Raw genomic sequence first — 15,282 nt, forward strand, 5'->3', positions numbered from 1 at the left:
TCCGGTACGGGAGGTGTCAGCCGTGGCGCACGACGACCGGCGCCTGCGGGTGCTGCGGGCGATCGTCCAGGACTACGTCTCCACCAACGACCCGGTGGGGAGCAAGGCCCTGGCCGCCCGCTACGACCTCGGGGTGAGCCCAGCGACCATCCGCAACGACATGGCGGTGCTGGAGGAAGAGGGCTACATCACCCAGCCGCACACCAGTGCCGGCCGGGTGCCCACCGACAAGGGCTACCGCTTCTTCGTCGACCGGCTGAGTGCGATCAAGCCGCTGTCGGCCGCCGAGCGCAAAGCGATCGAGAAGTTCCTCGACGGCGCCGTCGACCTGCACGACGTGCTCGGCCGCAGCGTCCGGTTGCTGGCCCAGCTGACCCGTCAGGTCGCCGTCGTCCAGTACCCGACGCTGTCGCGCAGCGCCGTCCGGCACCTGGAGCTGGTGCCGCTGTCGACGTCCCGGCTGCTGATGGTGCTGATCACCGACACCGGCCGGGTCGAGCAGCGCGTGGTGGAGGTGCCGGTCGACACCGAGGCCGAGACCGTCGCCGAGCTGCGCACGCTGCTCAACACCGCCTTCACCGGCGCGAAGCTGGGGGAGGCCAGCGACAAGGTCGGTGACCTGGTCGACAACTCCGCCCCGCACCTCCGCCCGCTCGTCGCCGCGGTGAGCGCCACCATGCTGGAGACCCTGGTCGAGCCCTCCGAGGACCGGCTGGTCATCGGCGGGACGGCGAACCTCGCGCAGGGCAGCGCACTGGACTTCCCCGGCACCTTCCGGCCGTTGCTGGAGGCGCTGGAAGAACAAGTGGTCGTCCTGCGGTTGATGGCCGAGGTGGGGCCCAGCACGGTGACCGTGAGCATCGGTGAGGAGAACGAGCACGAGGCGCTGACCGCCGCGTCGTTCGTCTCCGTGGGCTACGGGTCCGGCGACCAGGCGCTCGGTGGCCTGGGTGTCGTCGGCCCCACCCGGATGGACTACGCAGGGAACATCGCCGCGGTACGAGCCGTGGCCCGCTACGTCGGCCATCTGCTGGCCGAGAGCTGAGGACTGAGAACGCTTCATGGCAACCGACTACTACGGCGTGCTGGGCCTTGCCCAGGGAGCCAGCGACACCGAGATCAAGCGCGCCTATCGGAAGATGGCGCGCGACCTGCACCCCGACGTCAACCCCGACCCGGGTGCCAAGGAGAAGTTCGGGGAGGTCAGCCGGGCCTACGAGGCGCTGACCGACCCGGAGAAGCGTCGGATCATCGACCTCGGCGGTGACCCCTACGAGACCGGGGGTGGCCGCGGCGGCAGCCCGTTCGGCAACGCCGCCGGCTTCGGTGGCCTCGGCGACATCATGGACGCCTTCTTCGGCGGGGCCGGCGGACGCGGGCCGCGCGGCCGCACCCGGGAGGGCGAGGACGCGCTGATCCGGGTCGACCTGGACCTGGACGAGACGGTGTTCGGCACGACGACGGAGGTCACCGTCGACACCGCCGTGCTCTGCGACGTCTGCACCGGTGCCGGCACCGCGCCCGGCACCCACCCGGAGACCTGCTCCACCTGCAACGGCCGCGGCGAGGTGCAGAGCGTGCAGCGCTCCTTCCTCGGTCAGGTCATCGCCAGCCGCCCGTGCCCCACCTGCCAGGCCACCGGCCAGGTCATCCCCAACCCGTGCCCGAAGTGCGCCGGTGACGGCCGGGTGCGCTCCCGCCGCACCATCCCGGTGAAGGTCCCGGCCGGCGTCGAGGACGGCATGCGGATCCGGCTGGCCGGCTACGGCGAGGTCGGCCCCGGGGGCGGCCCGGCCGGCGACCTCTACGTCGAGGTCCGCGAGCGCCCGCACGACGTCTTCACCCGCGACGGCGAGGACCTGCACTGCCGGGTCACGCTGCCGATGACCGCGGCGGCGCTGGGCACCACGCTGAAGCTGGAGACCCTCGACGGCATCGAGGACCTCACGATCAAGGCCGGCACCCAGTCCGGCAGCGTGCTCACCCTGCGGGCCCACGGCGCCCCGCGGTTGCGCGGCACCGGCCGGGGCAACCTGCTCGTGCACCTGGACGTGCAGACGCCCACCCGGCTCGACGGCCGCCAGTCCGAGCTGCTGCGCGAGCTGGCCGGGCTGCGCGGTGAGGACCTCACCGACGGCAACAGCGCGAACCACGGCGGTCTCTTCACCCGGGTGCGCGACGCGTTCAACGGCCGATGAGCCAGGCCCCGGACGCGCTCTCCGCCGACGGTGCCCCGCTCTTCCTGATCGACGCGGTGCCGGACGGCGACGTCCTGACCGTGGACGGCGCCGAGGGCCGGCACGCCGTCGACGTGCTGCGGCTCGGGGCCGGTGAGCGGGTCCGGGTGAGCGACGGGCAGGGGCTGCTGGTCGAGGGCTCCGTGCTCGCGGCCGTGGGGTCGGCGCTCCGCGTCCAGGTGCTCGCCCGGCACGACGTCCCCGCGCCGCAGCCGGAGTTCGTGCTCGTGCAGGCGCTCCCCAAGGGCGACCGGGGCCCGCTCGCCGTCGACCTGGCCACCGAGCTGGGCGTCGACCGGATCGTGCCGTGGACGGCGGCCCGCTGCGTCACGCGGTGGCGGGAGGACCGGGTGGACAAGGGCCTGGCCAAGTGGCGCTCGGCCGCCCGGGCCGCGACCAAGCAGGCCCGCCGTCCGCGGGTGCCCGAGGTGACCGAGCCGATGAGCACCCGGCAGGTCTGCGGGATGCTCGCCGAGGTCGACCTGGCGCTGGTGCTGCACGAGCAGGCCCGCCAGTCGTTCGCGCAGGTCGAGGTGCCGGCGACCGGGACGGTCGCCGTCATCGTCGGCCCCGAGGGCGGGCTGACCGACGGCGAGGTGGTCGCCTTTCGTGCGGCCGGCGCCCATTCGGTCCGCCTGGGTGCGGAGGTGCTCCGGACGTCGACCGCCGGCGCCGCCGCCCTCGCCGCGCTCAGCGTCCGCACCCGCTGGGCCTAGCCCTCGTTGATCATCGGCACGTGGCTGCTGGACACGCCGGTGCGGGCAGCCGAACGCCGATGATCAACTGCCAGGGCTACCGCAGGGCGGCCCGGGCGCGGGCGCTGACCAGGTCGACGGCGGCGGTCAGCAGCACCAGCGCCACCAGCACCGTGGTCACCGCCCCCCAGTCGAAGGCGGCCACCCGGGAGGCGAGCAGCGCACCCAGCCCGCCGGCGCCCAGCAGCCCGACCAGCACGGTGTCCCGGATGGCCACCTCCCACCGGTACAGCGCGAACGCCAGCACCGGCCCGATCGCCGCCGGGACCACCCCGTACAGCCAGCCGCCCACCGGCCCGGCGCCCAGCGCGGTCAGCGCCGCCCGGGGCCGCGGGTCCAGCTCCTCGGTCGCCTCCGCAGCCAGCCGCCCCAGCACGCCGAGGGTGTAGACACCCAGTGCCAGCGCGCCGGGCAGGATCCCGGGCAGCAGCACGAACAGCAGCACCAGCGCCCACACCGGCGGCGGCACGGCCCGCAGCAGCAACAAGGCGAGCCGGGCGACGCTCCCGGCCAGTCGACGTCCGGCGGACGCCCGGGCCGGGCGGGCGGCCACCCCGGCCAGCAGCACCGCCCCGGCGGTGGCGACGGCGATCGCGATCACCGACATCTGGACCGTGTCGACCGCAGCGACCGCGACCGCGGACAGCAGGGGCGCGTCGACGTCCGGGGGCCAGGCGGCCGCCAGCACGTACCGCAGCTGCTCGCCGGTCCGGTCGGCGACCAGGGTGGCCGGGGAGATCGCCAGGTACCACCACGACCAGACGACCGCGGCCAGCGTGCCCAGCACCGCGGTGGTCAGCGCCGGGTCCCGGCGCAGCCGGTCCCCGGAGGAGCGCGGTGCGGCCACCCGTCGCCGCACCGCGCGGCCGCCGACGTCGGCGAGCAGGCACAGCAGCGCCAGGGCGTACACGCAGGACCACACCTGCTCCCAGCGCAGCGAGCTGAACGACAGCAGCAGCTGGTAGCCCAGCCCCCCGGCGCCGATCAGCCCGAGCACCACGGCCGAGCGCACCGCGCACTCCAGCCGGTAGAAGGAGTACGACAGCAGCCCGCCGGACGCCGGGGGCAGCAGCCCGTACAGCGCGGCCGGCACCCGCCCCACCCCGCCGGCCAGCAGCGCCTCGTAGCCGCCGCGCGGCACCTCGTCGAGCAGGTCGGCGAAGACCTTCGCGGTCACCGCGCCGTAGGGGACGCCGATCGCCAGCACCCCGACCCAGGGATCCAGCCCGAGCAGGTTGACCAGGAGCAGCCCCCACACCGCCTCGTGCAGCCCTCGGGGGACGGCGAGGGCCCCGCGGGACAGCGTCCAACCCAGCCGGCGTCGTCCCCAGGAGGTGCGGGCGACCGCCACCGCGCCGACCGCGCCCAGCAGCACTGCCAGCGCGGCCCCGAGGGCGGCGTAGGCGACGGTGACCAGCACCGAGTCGGCGAGCACCCGCAGGAACTCGCCGTCCAGGGCGGGGGAGAGGGCAGCGGAGGCGAACCGGCCGAACTGCCCGGCGCCGGCCGGGTTGACGACGTCGCCGGCGAACGCCCCGGCCCCGGCCAGCGACCAGCCGAGGACGGCGAGCGCCCCCAGTCCCCACGCCCAGCGGCTCCGCACCCGGTGCAGCCGTGGCGGTGCCTGCGGCCGGTCCAGGACGGCGGTCACCGCGGGGCGCCGTAGAAGTCGGCGAGGTCCCCGACCGTGAGCACGGCCGCGGGCGCGTCGAGCACCACCCGGCCCTCGACCAGGCCGACCACCCGGGTGCAGTGCCGCAGCGCCAGCGCCGGGTCGTGCAGCGAGGCGACCAGCGCGCCGCCCCGGTCGGCGGCCAGCCCGGCGAGGAGGGCGAGGGCACGCTCGGCCAGCACCGGGTCCAGCGCCGACGCCGGTTCGTCGGCGAGCACCAGCTCCGGCTGCTGCACCAGCAGCCGGGCGAGTGCGACCCGTTGCCGCTGGCCGCCGGAGAGCCGCTCGGTGCGCTCGAACGCCCGGTCGGCCAGCCCCACCCGCTCCAGCGCGGCGAGCACCTCGGGCAGCCCCTGCGGGCGGAGGAGCGACCAGGCCGCCCGCCAGGCCGGCCAGCTGGAGAGCCGCCCCGCGTTGACGTTGTGCACCACGCGCAGCTGACCGACCAGCTCCAGGTGCTGGTGGACGGTGCCGACCCGGGCGCGCAACTCCCGCTGGGCCCGGCCCCGCAGCGCCGTGGGGTCGGCCCCGAGCACCTCGACGGTGCCGGCGGTGGGCGGCACCGAGCCGTTGACCAGTCCGAGCAGCGTCGACTTGCCGGCCCCCGAGGGGCCGACGAGGGCCACCCGCTGGCCGGCGTCGACGGTGAGGTCGACGCCGGCCAGGGCACGGGTGCTGCCGTAGTGGACCTCGGCGCCGTCCAGCCGGAGGACGGCGCTCAGCTGATCAGCCCCAGGTCGCGGCCGATCGCCTCGATCTGGGTGTAGTTCGCCGCCTCGGTCGGGATGAAGGCCCCGGCGCCGAACAGCTCCAGCACCTCGTCCCCGGCGGGCAGGCCGGTGAAGTACTCGAGCAGCCGTTCGGGCAGGTCCGCACCCAGCCGCTCGACCGCCTGCGGACCGAGCAGCCAGTGGTAGTCGTGGTACTCCGGCGTGCGGGCGTACTGGACCACCGCCGCGGGGTCGACGGTGCCGTCCTCGACGCGGGACCGCCACACCTGCTCGTTGAGCACGCCGGCCTGGTAGCTGCCGGAGGAGACCAGCGAGATCGTCGCGTCGTGGGAGCCGGAGAACCCGGGCCCGCCGGGGAAGCCCTGCGGGTCCAGGCCCTGCTCGGCGAGGAAGTACGCGGGCATCAGCCGGCCGGACGTCGACGTCTCGCTGCCGTAGGTGAAGCGCAGGTCGGCCAGCGGGGTGAGGTCGTCGGCCGGGGCGAGCCCGGTGGCGGGGTTGACGATGAAGACGGAGTGGAACGACTCGTCGATGTCGCGCTGGGCGATCGGCTCGGCGCCGGGGGTCTGCAACCGGGCCTGGACGCCGGTGAGCCCGCCGAACCAGACCAGGTCGAGGTCGCCGGTGCGGAAGAGGGAGACGGCGGCGCCGTAGTCGGTGACCGGCTGGTAGCGGACGTCGAGGTCGAGCGCCTCCGACATCGAGTCGGCGAGCGTGCCGTACAGCCGTTGCAGGACCTCGGGGTCCTGGTCGGGGATCGCGCCGATGGTCAGCGAGCCGCGGCTGCCGGTCGAGCCCCCGGACGACGACACGGGGGAGTCCCGGCTGCAGGCGGCGAGCCCGGCGGCGAGGACGGCGGCGCTCCCGGCGAGGAAGCCGCGCCTGTTCAGTGCGTGTTCTCCGAAGCCACCCGACCGGACGGCGCGACGGCTGCTCACTACGTCCTCGGATGGGGCTGCGGTGCGGACACGGGGGACCTCCAAGGGAGAGGGGCGACGGGGACCGGCCCATCGTCGCCCACGCCGTCCTCCCGGGCCGCGCCGACCACCGAAATGGCCATTTCGGTGGTCGGCGGGACGGTCAGGCCAGGTCGACGATGCTGCGGGTGACCGCCGCCTGCTCGGTGAGCACGCCGCCGATCAGGTGCTGGGTCTCGTTGATCCGCTCCACGATGTCCCGGATCGAGGCGAGTGCGCCGACCACGTTCTGCACGTCGCCCTGGATCGCCGCGACCCGGCTGCTGACGTCCTCGGTCGCCTGGGCGGTCTCCCGGGCCAGCTCCTTCACCTCACCGGCGACCACGGCGAACCCCTTGCCGGCCTCCCCGGCCCGGGCGGCCTCGATCGTGGCGTTCAGCGCCAGCAGGTTCGTCTGCTCGGCGATCCCGGTGATCACCTTCACCACCTTGTCGATCTCCGCGCTGGAACGTCCCAGCCCGGCCACGAACTCGGTGGCCTCGCCTGCGACGCGCTGACCGTCACCGGCGACCTTGGTGGCCTCGGCGACGTTGCGCTCCACCTCGTCGATCGAGGCGACCATCTCCCGGCCGGCGTCGGCGATGCGCTGGGTGGCGGCCAGTCGCTCCAGCGTCTGGGAGATCAGGAAGGCGGTGTTGCGCAGGGCGTCCCGCCGGCTGTCGGCGAGGATCAGCGTCCGCTTGGCGAAGAAGTCCATCGTGCCGACGATCCGGCCGCCGACGCTGATCGGCAGGCACACCCCGGAGCGGACGCCGGCGTTGCGCGCGGCCGGGGCGCGCACGCAGTCGTGCACCTGGCCGAGGTCCTCGACGAACACCAGCTCGCCGGCGGCCCAGGTGCGGCCGGCGACGCCGACGCCCTTGGCGAAGCCCGCCTCCAGCGTGATCCGCCGGAACTCCGGCCCCAGGTCGCCGGACTCCTGGGCGAACCGCAGGTCGTTCGTCGAGGCGTCCAGCGCCCAGTAGGAGCCGTAGTGCCAGTCGAACTCCCGCCGGATGGTGTCCAGCGCGACGGACAGCGTCTCCTCCTGCGTGCGCGCCTGGGCGAACCCGCGGAGCAGGCTGTTGATCGCTGCGACGTCGCCGGCGGCACGCTTCTGGTCAGCGGCCTCGGCCACCCGGCCGAAGGCCTGGGAGACCAGCAGCCCCACCGCCCGCAGCGCGTCGAGCCGTTCGGCCGACGGAGCCAGGGTCTCCATGGTGAAGAAGTCCATCGTCCCGACGACCCGGCCCTTCTGGATGATCGGGAAGCAGACGCCGCTCTTCACCCCGACCCGTTGGGCCACGGGGGCCCGCACGCAGTCGGTCATCTCGCCGAGGTCGGCGACGAAGAACAGGTCCCGGGCCTTCCAGGCCCGTCCGGAGAGCCCGACGCCCTCGGCGAAGGAGGCGCTCCGGGTCACCGCGCGGAACTCGGGTCCGGCGTCACCGGACTCCACGGTGAAGTGCAGCTGCCCGTCCTCCGGCGCGACCATCCAGTAGGAGCCGTACGCCCAACCGAAGCTGTCCCGGACGGTGTCGAGCGCGACCCGGGCCACCTCCTCGCAGGTGGTGGCCCGGTCCAGGGCGGTCAACACCCGCGTCACCGCGGTCACGTCGGAACGGGCCTCGACGAGCTCGGCCCCCTGGTCGACGGTGCTGCGGCGGGACGCGACGATGCGCATGGCTGTCTCCACGGTCGGGGCCGCCGTCGTTTCGACGTCCGCTGACGTCCTCGGCAGCTCCGAGCGTCGGTGTAGCCGAACCGGCCGGTTGTGTGCGACCTACCCGGACTTCTTCGTTCCGCCGAGCTGGGCACCCCCTACAGTCGGGCCGGTGACCGAGCCGACGAGCGACTGCCTGTTCTGCCGGATGGTGACCGGGGACATCCGGCCGGACGTCGTCCGGGAGACCGACCGCACGCTGGCCTTCCGGGACATCGACCCGCAGGCGCCCACCCACGTGCTGGTGGTCCCCAAGGAGCACCACGCGACCCTGGGCGCGCTGGCCGAGGCCGACCCCGGGCTCACCGCCGAGCTGGTCGCCGCCGCCCACGCAGTGGCGGTCCAGGAGGGCCTGGTGACGGCGGAGGTGCCCGAGCCCGGCTACCGCGTCGTGGCCAACACCGGCCCGCAGGCCGGCCAGAGCGTCCACCACGTGCACCTGCACGTGCTCGGCGGCCGCGGCCTGGGCTGGCCCCCCGGCTGAGCCCGGCGGCCCGAGCGGGGTGTCGACGCGGTCCGCGCGGGTACGCTGGATCGAGTCACAACCCCCGTCGCAGGAAGGCAGGGTCGAGCGTTCTTGCCCGACACCTCACCAGACGCCGTACCGGAGACCATCGCGTCCTCCCGTGAGCTCTCCGCGCGTGCCGCGGCAGCCGGCGTCCCGGAATCGGCCGTACCGGCCGAGGTCCGCACCTCCATCACCGTCCCCGACAGCGTCTCCATGGTGGCCCTCCTGGGGTCCGGGGACGAGCTCCTCCGCCTGGTCGAGACCGAGCTCGCCGCCGACGTGCACGTGCGCGGCAACGAGATCGCGATCACCGGACAGCCGGCCGACAACGCCTTCGCCGTCCGGGTCTTCGACGAGCTGATCGCCCTGCTGGCGACCGGCCAGGCGCTGCGTCCGGACTCGGTCCGCCGCGTCGTCGGCATGCTGCGCGCCGGCGGCTCCGAGCGCCCCGCGGACGTGCTGAGCCTGGACATCATCAGTCGTCGGGGCCGCACCATCCGGCCCAAGACGCTGAACCAGAAGCGGTACGTCGACGCCATCGACCACCACAGCGTCATCTTCGGCATCGGCCCGGCCGGCACCGGCAAGACCTACCTGGCGATGGCCAAGGCCGTGCAGGCGCTGACCACCAAGCAGGTCAACCGGATCATCCTGACCCGCCCCGCGGTCGAGGCCGGTGAGCGGCTGGGCTACCTGCCGGGTTCGCTGTCGGAGAAGATCGACCCCTACCTGCGGCCGCTCTACGACGCGCTGCACGACATGGTCGACCCGGAGTCGATCCCGCGGCTGATGCAGGCCGGCACCATTGAGGTCGCCCCCCTGGCCTACATGCGAGGCCGCACGCTCAACGACGCGTTCGTCATCCTCGACGAGGCGCAGAACACCACCGCCGAGCAGATGAAGATGTTCCTCACCCGGCTCGGGTTCGGCTCGAAGATGGTCGTCACCGGCGACGTCACCCAGGTCGACCTGCCCGGCGGTGCGCAGAGCGGCCTGCGGATCGTGCGCGAGATCCTCGACGGCATCGACGACGTCCACTTCTCCACGCTGACCAGCTCCGACGTCGTCCGGCACCGGCTGGTCGGCGACATCGTGGACGCCTACGAGCGCTGGGACGCCACCCGGCAGACCCCGGCGCAGGCGACCGGCACACGCCCGGCCCGGCCCGGCCGGGCCCAGCCCCGGCAGCAGGGGAGCTGAGCGTGCCCGTCGAGGTCGCGAACGAGTCCGAGATCTCCGTCGACGAAGGCGCGCTCGCCGGCGTCTGCCGGTACGTGCTGGACGCCATGGAGGTCAGCCCGCTGGCCGAGCTGTCGGTGCTCTGCGTCGACGTCGACTACATGGCCAGCCTGCACGAGCGGTGGATGGGCGAGAAGGGCCCGACCGACGTGCTGGCCTTCCCGATGGACGAGCTCGACACCGCCCGTCCGGACGACCCGGACCCCGGTCCGGCGCTCCTCGGTGACGTGGTGCTCTGCCCGGCCGTCGCCGTCCGGCAGGCCCGCGCCGCCGGCCACTCCACGGCCGACGAGCTGCTCCTGCTGGCCACCCACGGCGTGCTCCACCTGCTGGGCTACGACCACATGGAGCCCGACGAGGAGAAGGAGATGTTCGGCCTGCAGTCCAAGCTCCTCGAGGGTTGGCGCGCCACCCCACGAGAGCCGGTGACCGGCGAGCCCGTGGAGCCGGAGACCCGATGAGCTCGACCGCGATCGTCCTGCTGGGGATCGCCGTCGTCCTGGTCCTCGTCGCGGGCGTCTTCGCCGCACTGGACGCCGCCCTGCAGCGGCTGTCCAAGGCCGCGGTGGAGGAGCTGCGGCGGGACGGTGCCAAGCGGGCCGGTCCGCTGACGCAGGTCATGGAGGACCGGGCGCGGCACGTGGCGCTGCTGCTGCTGCTGCGGATCGTCTGCGAGACGGCGGCGACCGTCATCGTCGCGGTCATCCTCGACGGGCTGTTCGCCAGCATCGCCGTGGGTGTCCTCGTCGCCATCGCGGTGATGACGGTGGTCAGCTACGTGCTGATCGGCGTCGGCCCGCGGACGCTGGGCCGCCAGCACGCCTACCCGATCGCGCTGGGCGCGGCCTCGCTGATCCGGCTGCTGGGCCGGCTGCTCGGCCCGATCGCCACGCTGCTGATCCTCATCGGCAACGCGATCACCCCCGGCCGGGGCTACCGCGACGGCCCGTTCAGCAGCGAGGTCGAGCTGCGCGAGCTGGTCGACATGGCCGAGGAGCGCGGCGTCGTCGAGGCCGGCGAGCGGAACATGATCCACGGCGTCTTCGAGCTCGGCGACACCATCGCCCGCGAGGTGATGGTGCCCCGGCCCGACGTGGTCTGGATCGAGCGCGGCAAGACGCTGCGGCAGGCCCTGGCGCTCTGCCTGCGCAGCGGCTTCAGCCGGCTGCCGGTCATCGGGGAGAACGTCGACGACATCATCGGCGTCGTCTTCCTCAAGGACCTGGTGCGGCGCACGCAGGGGGCCACGGACCCCCGGGCCAGCGAGCCGAAGGTCGAGGACGTGCTGCGCCCGGCCAGCTTCGTGCCGGAGTCCAAGCCGGTGGACGAGCTGCTCCGGGAGATGCAGGCCTCCCGCACCCACATGGCCGTCGTCGTCGACGAGTACGGCGGCTTCGCCGGCCTGGTCACCATCGAGGACATCCTCGAGGAGATCGTCGGCGAGATCGACGACGAGCACGACACCGTCCAGCGCCCGCCGATCGAGGAGCTGGAGGACGGCTCGGTGCGGATCACCGCCCGGCTGCCGGTCGAGGACCTCGCCGACCTGTTCCGCGTCGAGCTCCCCGACGACGACGGGGTGGAGACCGTCGGTGGTCTGCTGGCCCGGGAGATCGGCGTGGTGCCGATCGAGGGGTCGGAGGCCGAGGTCGGCGGATTGCGGCTGGTCGCCGAGAGCACCGGCGGGCGGCGCAACCAGATCGACACGATCCTGGTCTGCCGGGTGACCGAGCCGGGCTCCGACGAGGAGGCCGACGAGCCCGCCCGCGAGCCCGAACCGGCGGCCGTGGAAAGCTGAGCGGCCGTGACCTCCGCTGAGCTGGACCCCGAGGACGCCAAGCTGATCACGCTGGCCCGCTCCGCCCGGAGTCGGACCGGTGCCGCGGAAGGCGCCGCGGTCAGGGACACCGACGGCCGCACGTACCTCGCCGCCACGGTGGCCCTGCCCTCGCTGCAGCTGTCCGCGCTGCAGGCCGCCGTCGCCGCCGCCGTCTCCAGTGGGGTCGACGGGCTCGAGGCGGCCGCCGTCGTCAGCGCGGCAGAGGCCGTCGAGGAGGCCGGGCTGGCCGCCGTCCACGACCTGACCGCCGCGGCGCCGGTCCTGCTCGCCGGCCCCGACGGGGTGCTGCGGACCACCTCCTGACCACGGTCGGCGACTGGCCGATGTGTCGAAGGGTGTAGTCGACCTACACCTTTCGGGGCGCGGAGATCGGTCCGCCCTGGAGCAGGGTGGATCTGTGTCCGTGACACGGCATTCGCCCCTGCTCTGTGCCGTCCCCCTGCTCTGGGTGGAGGCCCGCCCGGTGGTGCAGGTCGTCTTCGCGCTGCGGTACACGGTCGGGGCCGTCGTCGGGGTGGCCGGCGCAGGAGTGCTGCGGCCGGCGGTCGCGGTCGGTGCGCTCGCCTGGGTGCTGCTGATGACGAGCATCTACCTGGTCAACGGGGTCTCCGACCTGCTCGGCGACCGGGCCAACGGCAGCACCCGCCCGCTGGCCTCCGGTCGACTCGCGGTGCGGGTCGCGGTGCGGACGGCGGGGGCGCTCGCCGGAGCCGGCCTGCTGCTGGCGGCCTGTTCCGGGGTGCCCACCCTGCTGTCCTGCGCGCTGATGACGACCCTGCTGGGCTGGGCCTACAGCGTCGGACCGAGGCCGCTGAAGCACACCGTGGCCGGCACCACGGTCGCCGCGATCGGGGGCGGGCTGCTCAGCTACGGCGCCGGGGTGGCGGCCGCCGGTGGCGGCCTGACGGCCCCGTACGCAGCGGTGTTCCTCCTCCTGTCCGCCTGGATGGCCGTCGCCGGCACGTCCAAGGACCTCGGTGACCGGGAAGGGGACCGGCTGGCCGGACGACGTACCTTGCCGGTCGTGGCCGGACACCGCACCGCCGTCCGGGTGATCGCCGGCGGCTCGCTGCTGCTCGGGCTCACCGCCCTCGCGCTCGCCGGCGTCTGGCCGCAGCTCCTCGCGCCCGCCGCCGCGCTGTGCCTGGGAGGCGAGGTCGTCGCCGTGCTCGCGCTGCTGACGCCGGAGGGCGGCCCACGGCAGCACCGGCGTCGGCCCTACCGTGCCTTCATGGTCACCCAGTACCTGGCGAACCCGCTCGTCGTCGTCAGCGTGCTGCTGTGACGGCACCGGAGGACGTCGGCCGGCTGACCGGTGCCGACGCCCAGCTCGACGCCGCGATCGCCGACACGGTCCTGACCGACGCCGCCGTGGTCGCACCCCGACTGTCGGCGGACCCCGTCCGGGCCGCTCAGCTGCACGGTCGCCTCCTCGCCGTGCTGCGGGTGACCCACGCCCGGGTCCGCGGGCTGCCGCCGGCTGCGGCCCCGGCCGCCCAGGCCGACGTGGGCGCCGACCGGGCCCGCACCGGCCTGCACCCGGCCGAGTCGCTGCGGGTGGCCAGCCTGCTGTTCCAGCGCGCGCTGCCCGCGCTCGTCGGGCACCACCGGGACGACGCGGTGCCCGGCGCCGGGTCCGCCACCGAGCAGGTCGCGCTGGTGCTGCACCAGGTGATCGACGAGCTCGTGATCCCTGCGTCGATCTCCTACGTCGACGTGCTGCTCGCCCGGATCAGCGACGCCAACCGGGACGAACGCCGCCGCGTCGCCCGTGACCTGCACGACCACACCAGCCACGGGATCGGTGCGGCCATGCAGGGGATCGACCTGGCCCTGCACCTGCACGCCACCGGCCAGCCGCTGGACGTGGCACGGCTGCGCACCACCCGGCAGCTGCTGCTGGACACGCTCAACGACGTGCGTGGCATGGCCACCCGGCTGCGCGACGTGGTCGGGGACCGCACGCTCGGCCAGGCGCTGCAGGAGTACCTGGACTTCACCGCCCCGGTCGGGCTGGAGGTCACGCTCGCCGAGGACGGCGAGGACGTGGCGCCGCTGCCCGGCCACGTCAAGGAGGAGAGCTACCTCATCGTGCGCGAGGCGATCCGCAACTCGTTCCTGCACGGCCGACGGGCGACCCGGCTCGACGTCGCCGTCCGGGTCGCCGACGGTCAGCTGACGGCCACCGTGGCCGACGACGGCTCCGGCTTCGACCCCGCGGCCGTCGACGCCACCCGGAGCGTGGGGCTCTCCTCGGTGCGCGAGCGTGCCCAGGGCCTCGGCGGCAGCGTGGCCCTCGACACCGGGCCGGGCGGCGTCCGGCTGGTGCTCACCGTGCCGTTGCCCGGGGCGTCGACGTGACCGGCGTCGAGCGCGGTCTCCAGGTGGTCCTGGTCGACGACCACCGCCTGTTCCGCGAGAGCCTGGGCGCGCTGCTCGCCGTCCACGAGGGGATCGAGGTGGTCGCGGAGGGCGCGAACGGGGAGGAGGCGGTCCGGCTGGCCCGCCTCCACCAGCCCGACGTGGTGCTGCTGGACGTGGAGATGCCGGGTCAGTCGGTGCTGACCTCGCTGGTCGAGATCCGCAGTGCCTCGCCGTCCACCCGCATCGTCGTCCTGACCATGCACGAGAACACCCCGCTGGCCCGCCAGCTGCTGCTGCGCGGTGCGTCCGCCTACCTGATCAAGACGATCGGGCACCACGAACTGGTCGCGGCGATCCGGGCCGCGACCGACCGTGAGCAGGACCTGATCACCCTCTCGGTGTCCCGGGGCGGACTGGCCGGCCTCACCTCGGGGGGTGGGCCCATGCTGTCCGAGCGCGAGGTGGAGGTGCTCGCCCTCGTCGGCAAGGCCCGCTCCAACGCCGCGATCGCGGCCGAGCTGCGGATCAGCGAGGGCACCGTGAAACGGCACCTGAGCAACATCAACGCCAAGTTGGGGTCGACGTCCCGGCTGGACGCCGTGCGGCGCGCGACCCGGGCACGGCTGCTCGCCCCCGGCCTCGGCGACGACTGATCAGTCGCGGAACGGGCGGCCCAGGGCGTCGGCGACCGCAGCGGGGTCGCGCACCCAGGCGGTGAACGCCTTGGGGGTCTCGCCGTCGGTGTCCAGGTGCCGGACGCTGATCCGGTGCCGGCCCGGCCACCAGCCGCCGCGTCCCTTCGCCTTCGGCCAGCCGGCCGGCGGTGCTCCCGGCACCACCTCGCCGATCAGCACCAGCGGGACGACGCCGAAGGACGACGTCTGCCGCAGCCCGGCGATGTCGGTGGAGACCGCGAAGTCGGAGACGGTGAACCGGCCGGTGGACACGGCCAGCACCAGCAGCCCGAGCCCGAGGGCGACCGGTGCCTCGTCGGCGACCGCGGCGCTCCCGTCCCGCCAGCCCAGGAACCCGAGCCAGGCCGCGACGGCGAGCACGGTCAGCGCGGTCACCCGCGGCGAGGCCGGGTCGTACTGCCAGTACCGCAGCGGCCGCGGGGTCACCGTGACGTGCCGCTTCGGGCCGCGGCGGGCGACGTAGCCGTAGCTGGTGACCTGGTCGATGTGCCGCTCGCGGTCCCGGGCGGCCTGCACGATCAGGGGCTCGCTGTTGTCGCGTCGGGACCGGGGTGGCATGCCG

16 protein-coding genes are annotated in these 15,282 nt (G+C 74.1%); 11 read left to right on the forward strand and 5 right to left on the reverse strand.

Annotated elements, in window-relative coordinates; translation table 11 throughout:
* Positions 1-22 precede the first annotated feature (22 nt).
* From hrcA to O2W18_RS06370, 3 genes are read left to right on the forward strand one after another with little or no spacing between them, the layout of a single operon-like run.
* Positions 23-1,045: a heat-inducible transcriptional repressor HrcA gene (gene hrcA, locus O2W18_RS06360; RefSeq protein ID WP_269157207.1), complete on the forward strand. Its 1,023-nt coding sequence runs from the start codon at positions 23-25 to the stop codon at positions 1,043-1,045.
* Between the two features lie 16 nt (positions 1,046-1,061).
* Positions 1,062-2,198 carry a molecular chaperone DnaJ gene (gene dnaJ / locus O2W18_RS06365; RefSeq protein ID WP_269186687.1) on the forward strand — a complete coding sequence of 379 codons (1,137 nt, stop codon included), beginning with the start codon at positions 1,062-1,064 and terminating at the stop codon, positions 2,196-2,198.
* Complete coding sequence (locus O2W18_RS06370) at positions 2,195-2,953, forward strand: 16S rRNA (uracil(1498)-N(3))-methyltransferase (protein ID WP_269186688.1); 759 nt, start codon at positions 2,195-2,197, stop codon at positions 2,951-2,953. The genes dnaJ and O2W18_RS06370 overlap by 4 nt, the downstream gene beginning before the upstream one ends.
* 76 nt (positions 2,954-3,029) lie before the next feature.
* On the opposite strand, the gene O2W18_RS06375 is transcribed toward O2W18_RS06370, so the two are convergent.
* From O2W18_RS06375 to O2W18_RS06390, 4 genes are all read right to left on the reverse strand, one after another.
* Entirely contained in the window at positions 3,030-4,643 is a 1,614-nt protein-coding gene (locus O2W18_RS06375; RefSeq protein WP_269186689.1) for a PhnE/PtxC family ABC transporter permease, read from the reverse strand.
* Positions 4,640-5,386, reverse strand: a complete 747-nt coding sequence (locus O2W18_RS06380) for a phosphonate ABC transporter ATP-binding protein (RefSeq protein WP_269186740.1) — start codon at positions 5,384-5,386, stop codon at positions 4,640-4,642. The genes O2W18_RS06375 and O2W18_RS06380 overlap by 4 nt, the downstream gene beginning before the upstream one ends.
* Positions 5,383-6,333, reverse strand: a complete 951-nt coding sequence (locus O2W18_RS06385; RefSeq protein ID WP_269186690.1) for a putative selenate ABC transporter substrate-binding protein — start codon at positions 6,331-6,333, stop codon at positions 5,383-5,385. Before O2W18_RS06385 ends, O2W18_RS06380 begins: the two co-directional genes overlap by 4 nt.
* Before the next feature lie 142 nt (positions 6,334-6,475).
* Complete coding sequence (locus O2W18_RS06390; RefSeq protein ID WP_269186691.1) at positions 6,476-8,035, reverse strand: GAF domain-containing protein; 1,560 nt, start codon at positions 8,033-8,035, stop codon at positions 6,476-6,478.
* A 151-nt stretch (positions 8,036-8,186) separates the two neighbouring features.
* On the opposite strand from O2W18_RS06390, the gene O2W18_RS06395 reads away from it, so the two are divergent.
* The 8 genes from O2W18_RS06395 (at position 8,187) to O2W18_RS06430 (ending at position 14,678) form a co-directional block, all read left to right on the forward strand.
* On the forward strand, positions 8,187-8,558 hold the full coding sequence (locus O2W18_RS06395; RefSeq protein ID WP_269186692.1) for an HIT domain-containing protein: 372 nt from the start codon (positions 8,187-8,189) through the stop codon (positions 8,556-8,558).
* 93 nt (positions 8,559-8,651) lie between these two features.
* Complete coding sequence (locus O2W18_RS06400; RefSeq protein WP_269186693.1) at positions 8,652-9,782, forward strand: PhoH family protein; 1,131 nt, start codon at positions 8,652-8,654, stop codon at positions 9,780-9,782.
* 2 nt (positions 9,783-9,784) lie between these two features.
* Positions 9,785-10,282, forward strand: coding sequence for an rRNA maturation RNase YbeY (gene ybeY, locus O2W18_RS06405; protein ID WP_269186694.1), 498 nt, complete (start codon positions 9,785-9,787; stop codon positions 10,280-10,282).
* Positions 10,279-11,619: a hemolysin family protein gene (locus O2W18_RS06410; RefSeq protein WP_269186695.1), complete on the forward strand. Its 1,341-nt coding sequence runs from the start codon at positions 10,279-10,281 to the stop codon at positions 11,617-11,619. The genes ybeY and O2W18_RS06410 overlap by 4 nt, the downstream gene beginning before the upstream one ends.
* A gap of 6 nt (positions 11,620-11,625) precedes the next feature.
* Positions 11,626-11,964: a cytidine deaminase gene (locus tag O2W18_RS06415; RefSeq protein WP_269186696.1), complete on the forward strand. Its 339-nt coding sequence runs from the start codon at positions 11,626-11,628 to the stop codon at positions 11,962-11,964.
* A 100-nt stretch (positions 11,965-12,064) separates the two neighbouring features.
* The gene (locus O2W18_RS06420) at positions 12,065-12,946 is read left to right on the forward strand and encodes a UbiA family prenyltransferase (RefSeq protein WP_269186697.1); all 882 of its coding nucleotides are present in this window, start codon (positions 12,065-12,067) and stop codon (positions 12,944-12,946) included.
* Entirely contained in the window at positions 12,943-14,022 is a 1,080-nt protein-coding gene (locus O2W18_RS06425; RefSeq protein ID WP_269186698.1) for a sensor histidine kinase, read from the forward strand. Before O2W18_RS06420 ends, O2W18_RS06425 begins: the two co-directional genes overlap by 4 nt.
* Entirely contained in the window at positions 14,019-14,678 is a 660-nt protein-coding gene (locus tag O2W18_RS06430) for a response regulator transcription factor (protein WP_269186699.1), read from the forward strand. Before O2W18_RS06425 ends, O2W18_RS06430 begins: the two co-directional genes overlap by 4 nt.
* On the opposite strand, the gene O2W18_RS06435 is transcribed toward O2W18_RS06430, so the two are convergent.
* Positions 14,679-15,278 (reverse strand): hypothetical protein, encoded by a 600-nt coding sequence (locus O2W18_RS06435; protein WP_269186700.1) that lies wholly within the window; start codon positions 15,276-15,278, stop codon positions 14,679-14,681. It abuts the gene before it with no gap.
* Between the last annotated feature and the right edge of the window lie 4 nt (positions 15,279-15,282).

The organism is Modestobacter sp. VKM Ac-2983 (assembly GCF_026967885.1).
GTDB lineage: Bacteria > Actinomycetota > Actinomycetes > Mycobacteriales > Geodermatophilaceae > Modestobacter.

Bases quoted from the DNA above. Each gene is read 5' to 3' on its own strand.
- dnaJ (WP_269186687.1), top strand. From the start codon at position 1,062: ATGGCAACCGACTACTACGGCGTGCTGGGCCTTGCCCAGGGAGCCAGC.
- O2W18_RS06435 (WP_269186700.1), bottom strand. From the start codon at position 15,278: ATGCCACCCCGGTCCCGACGCGACAACAGCGAGCCCCTGATCGTGCAG.
- O2W18_RS06390 (WP_269186691.1), bottom strand. From the start codon at position 8,035: ATGCGCATCGTCGCGTCCCGCCGCAGCACCGTCGACCAGGGGGCCGAG.
- O2W18_RS06370 (WP_269186688.1), top strand. From the start codon at position 2,195: ATGAGCCAGGCCCCGGACGCGCTCTCCGCCGACGGTGCCCCGCTCTTC.
- O2W18_RS06410 (WP_269186695.1), top strand. From the start codon at position 10,279: ATGAGCTCGACCGCGATCGTCCTGCTGGGGATCGCCGTCGTCCTGGTC.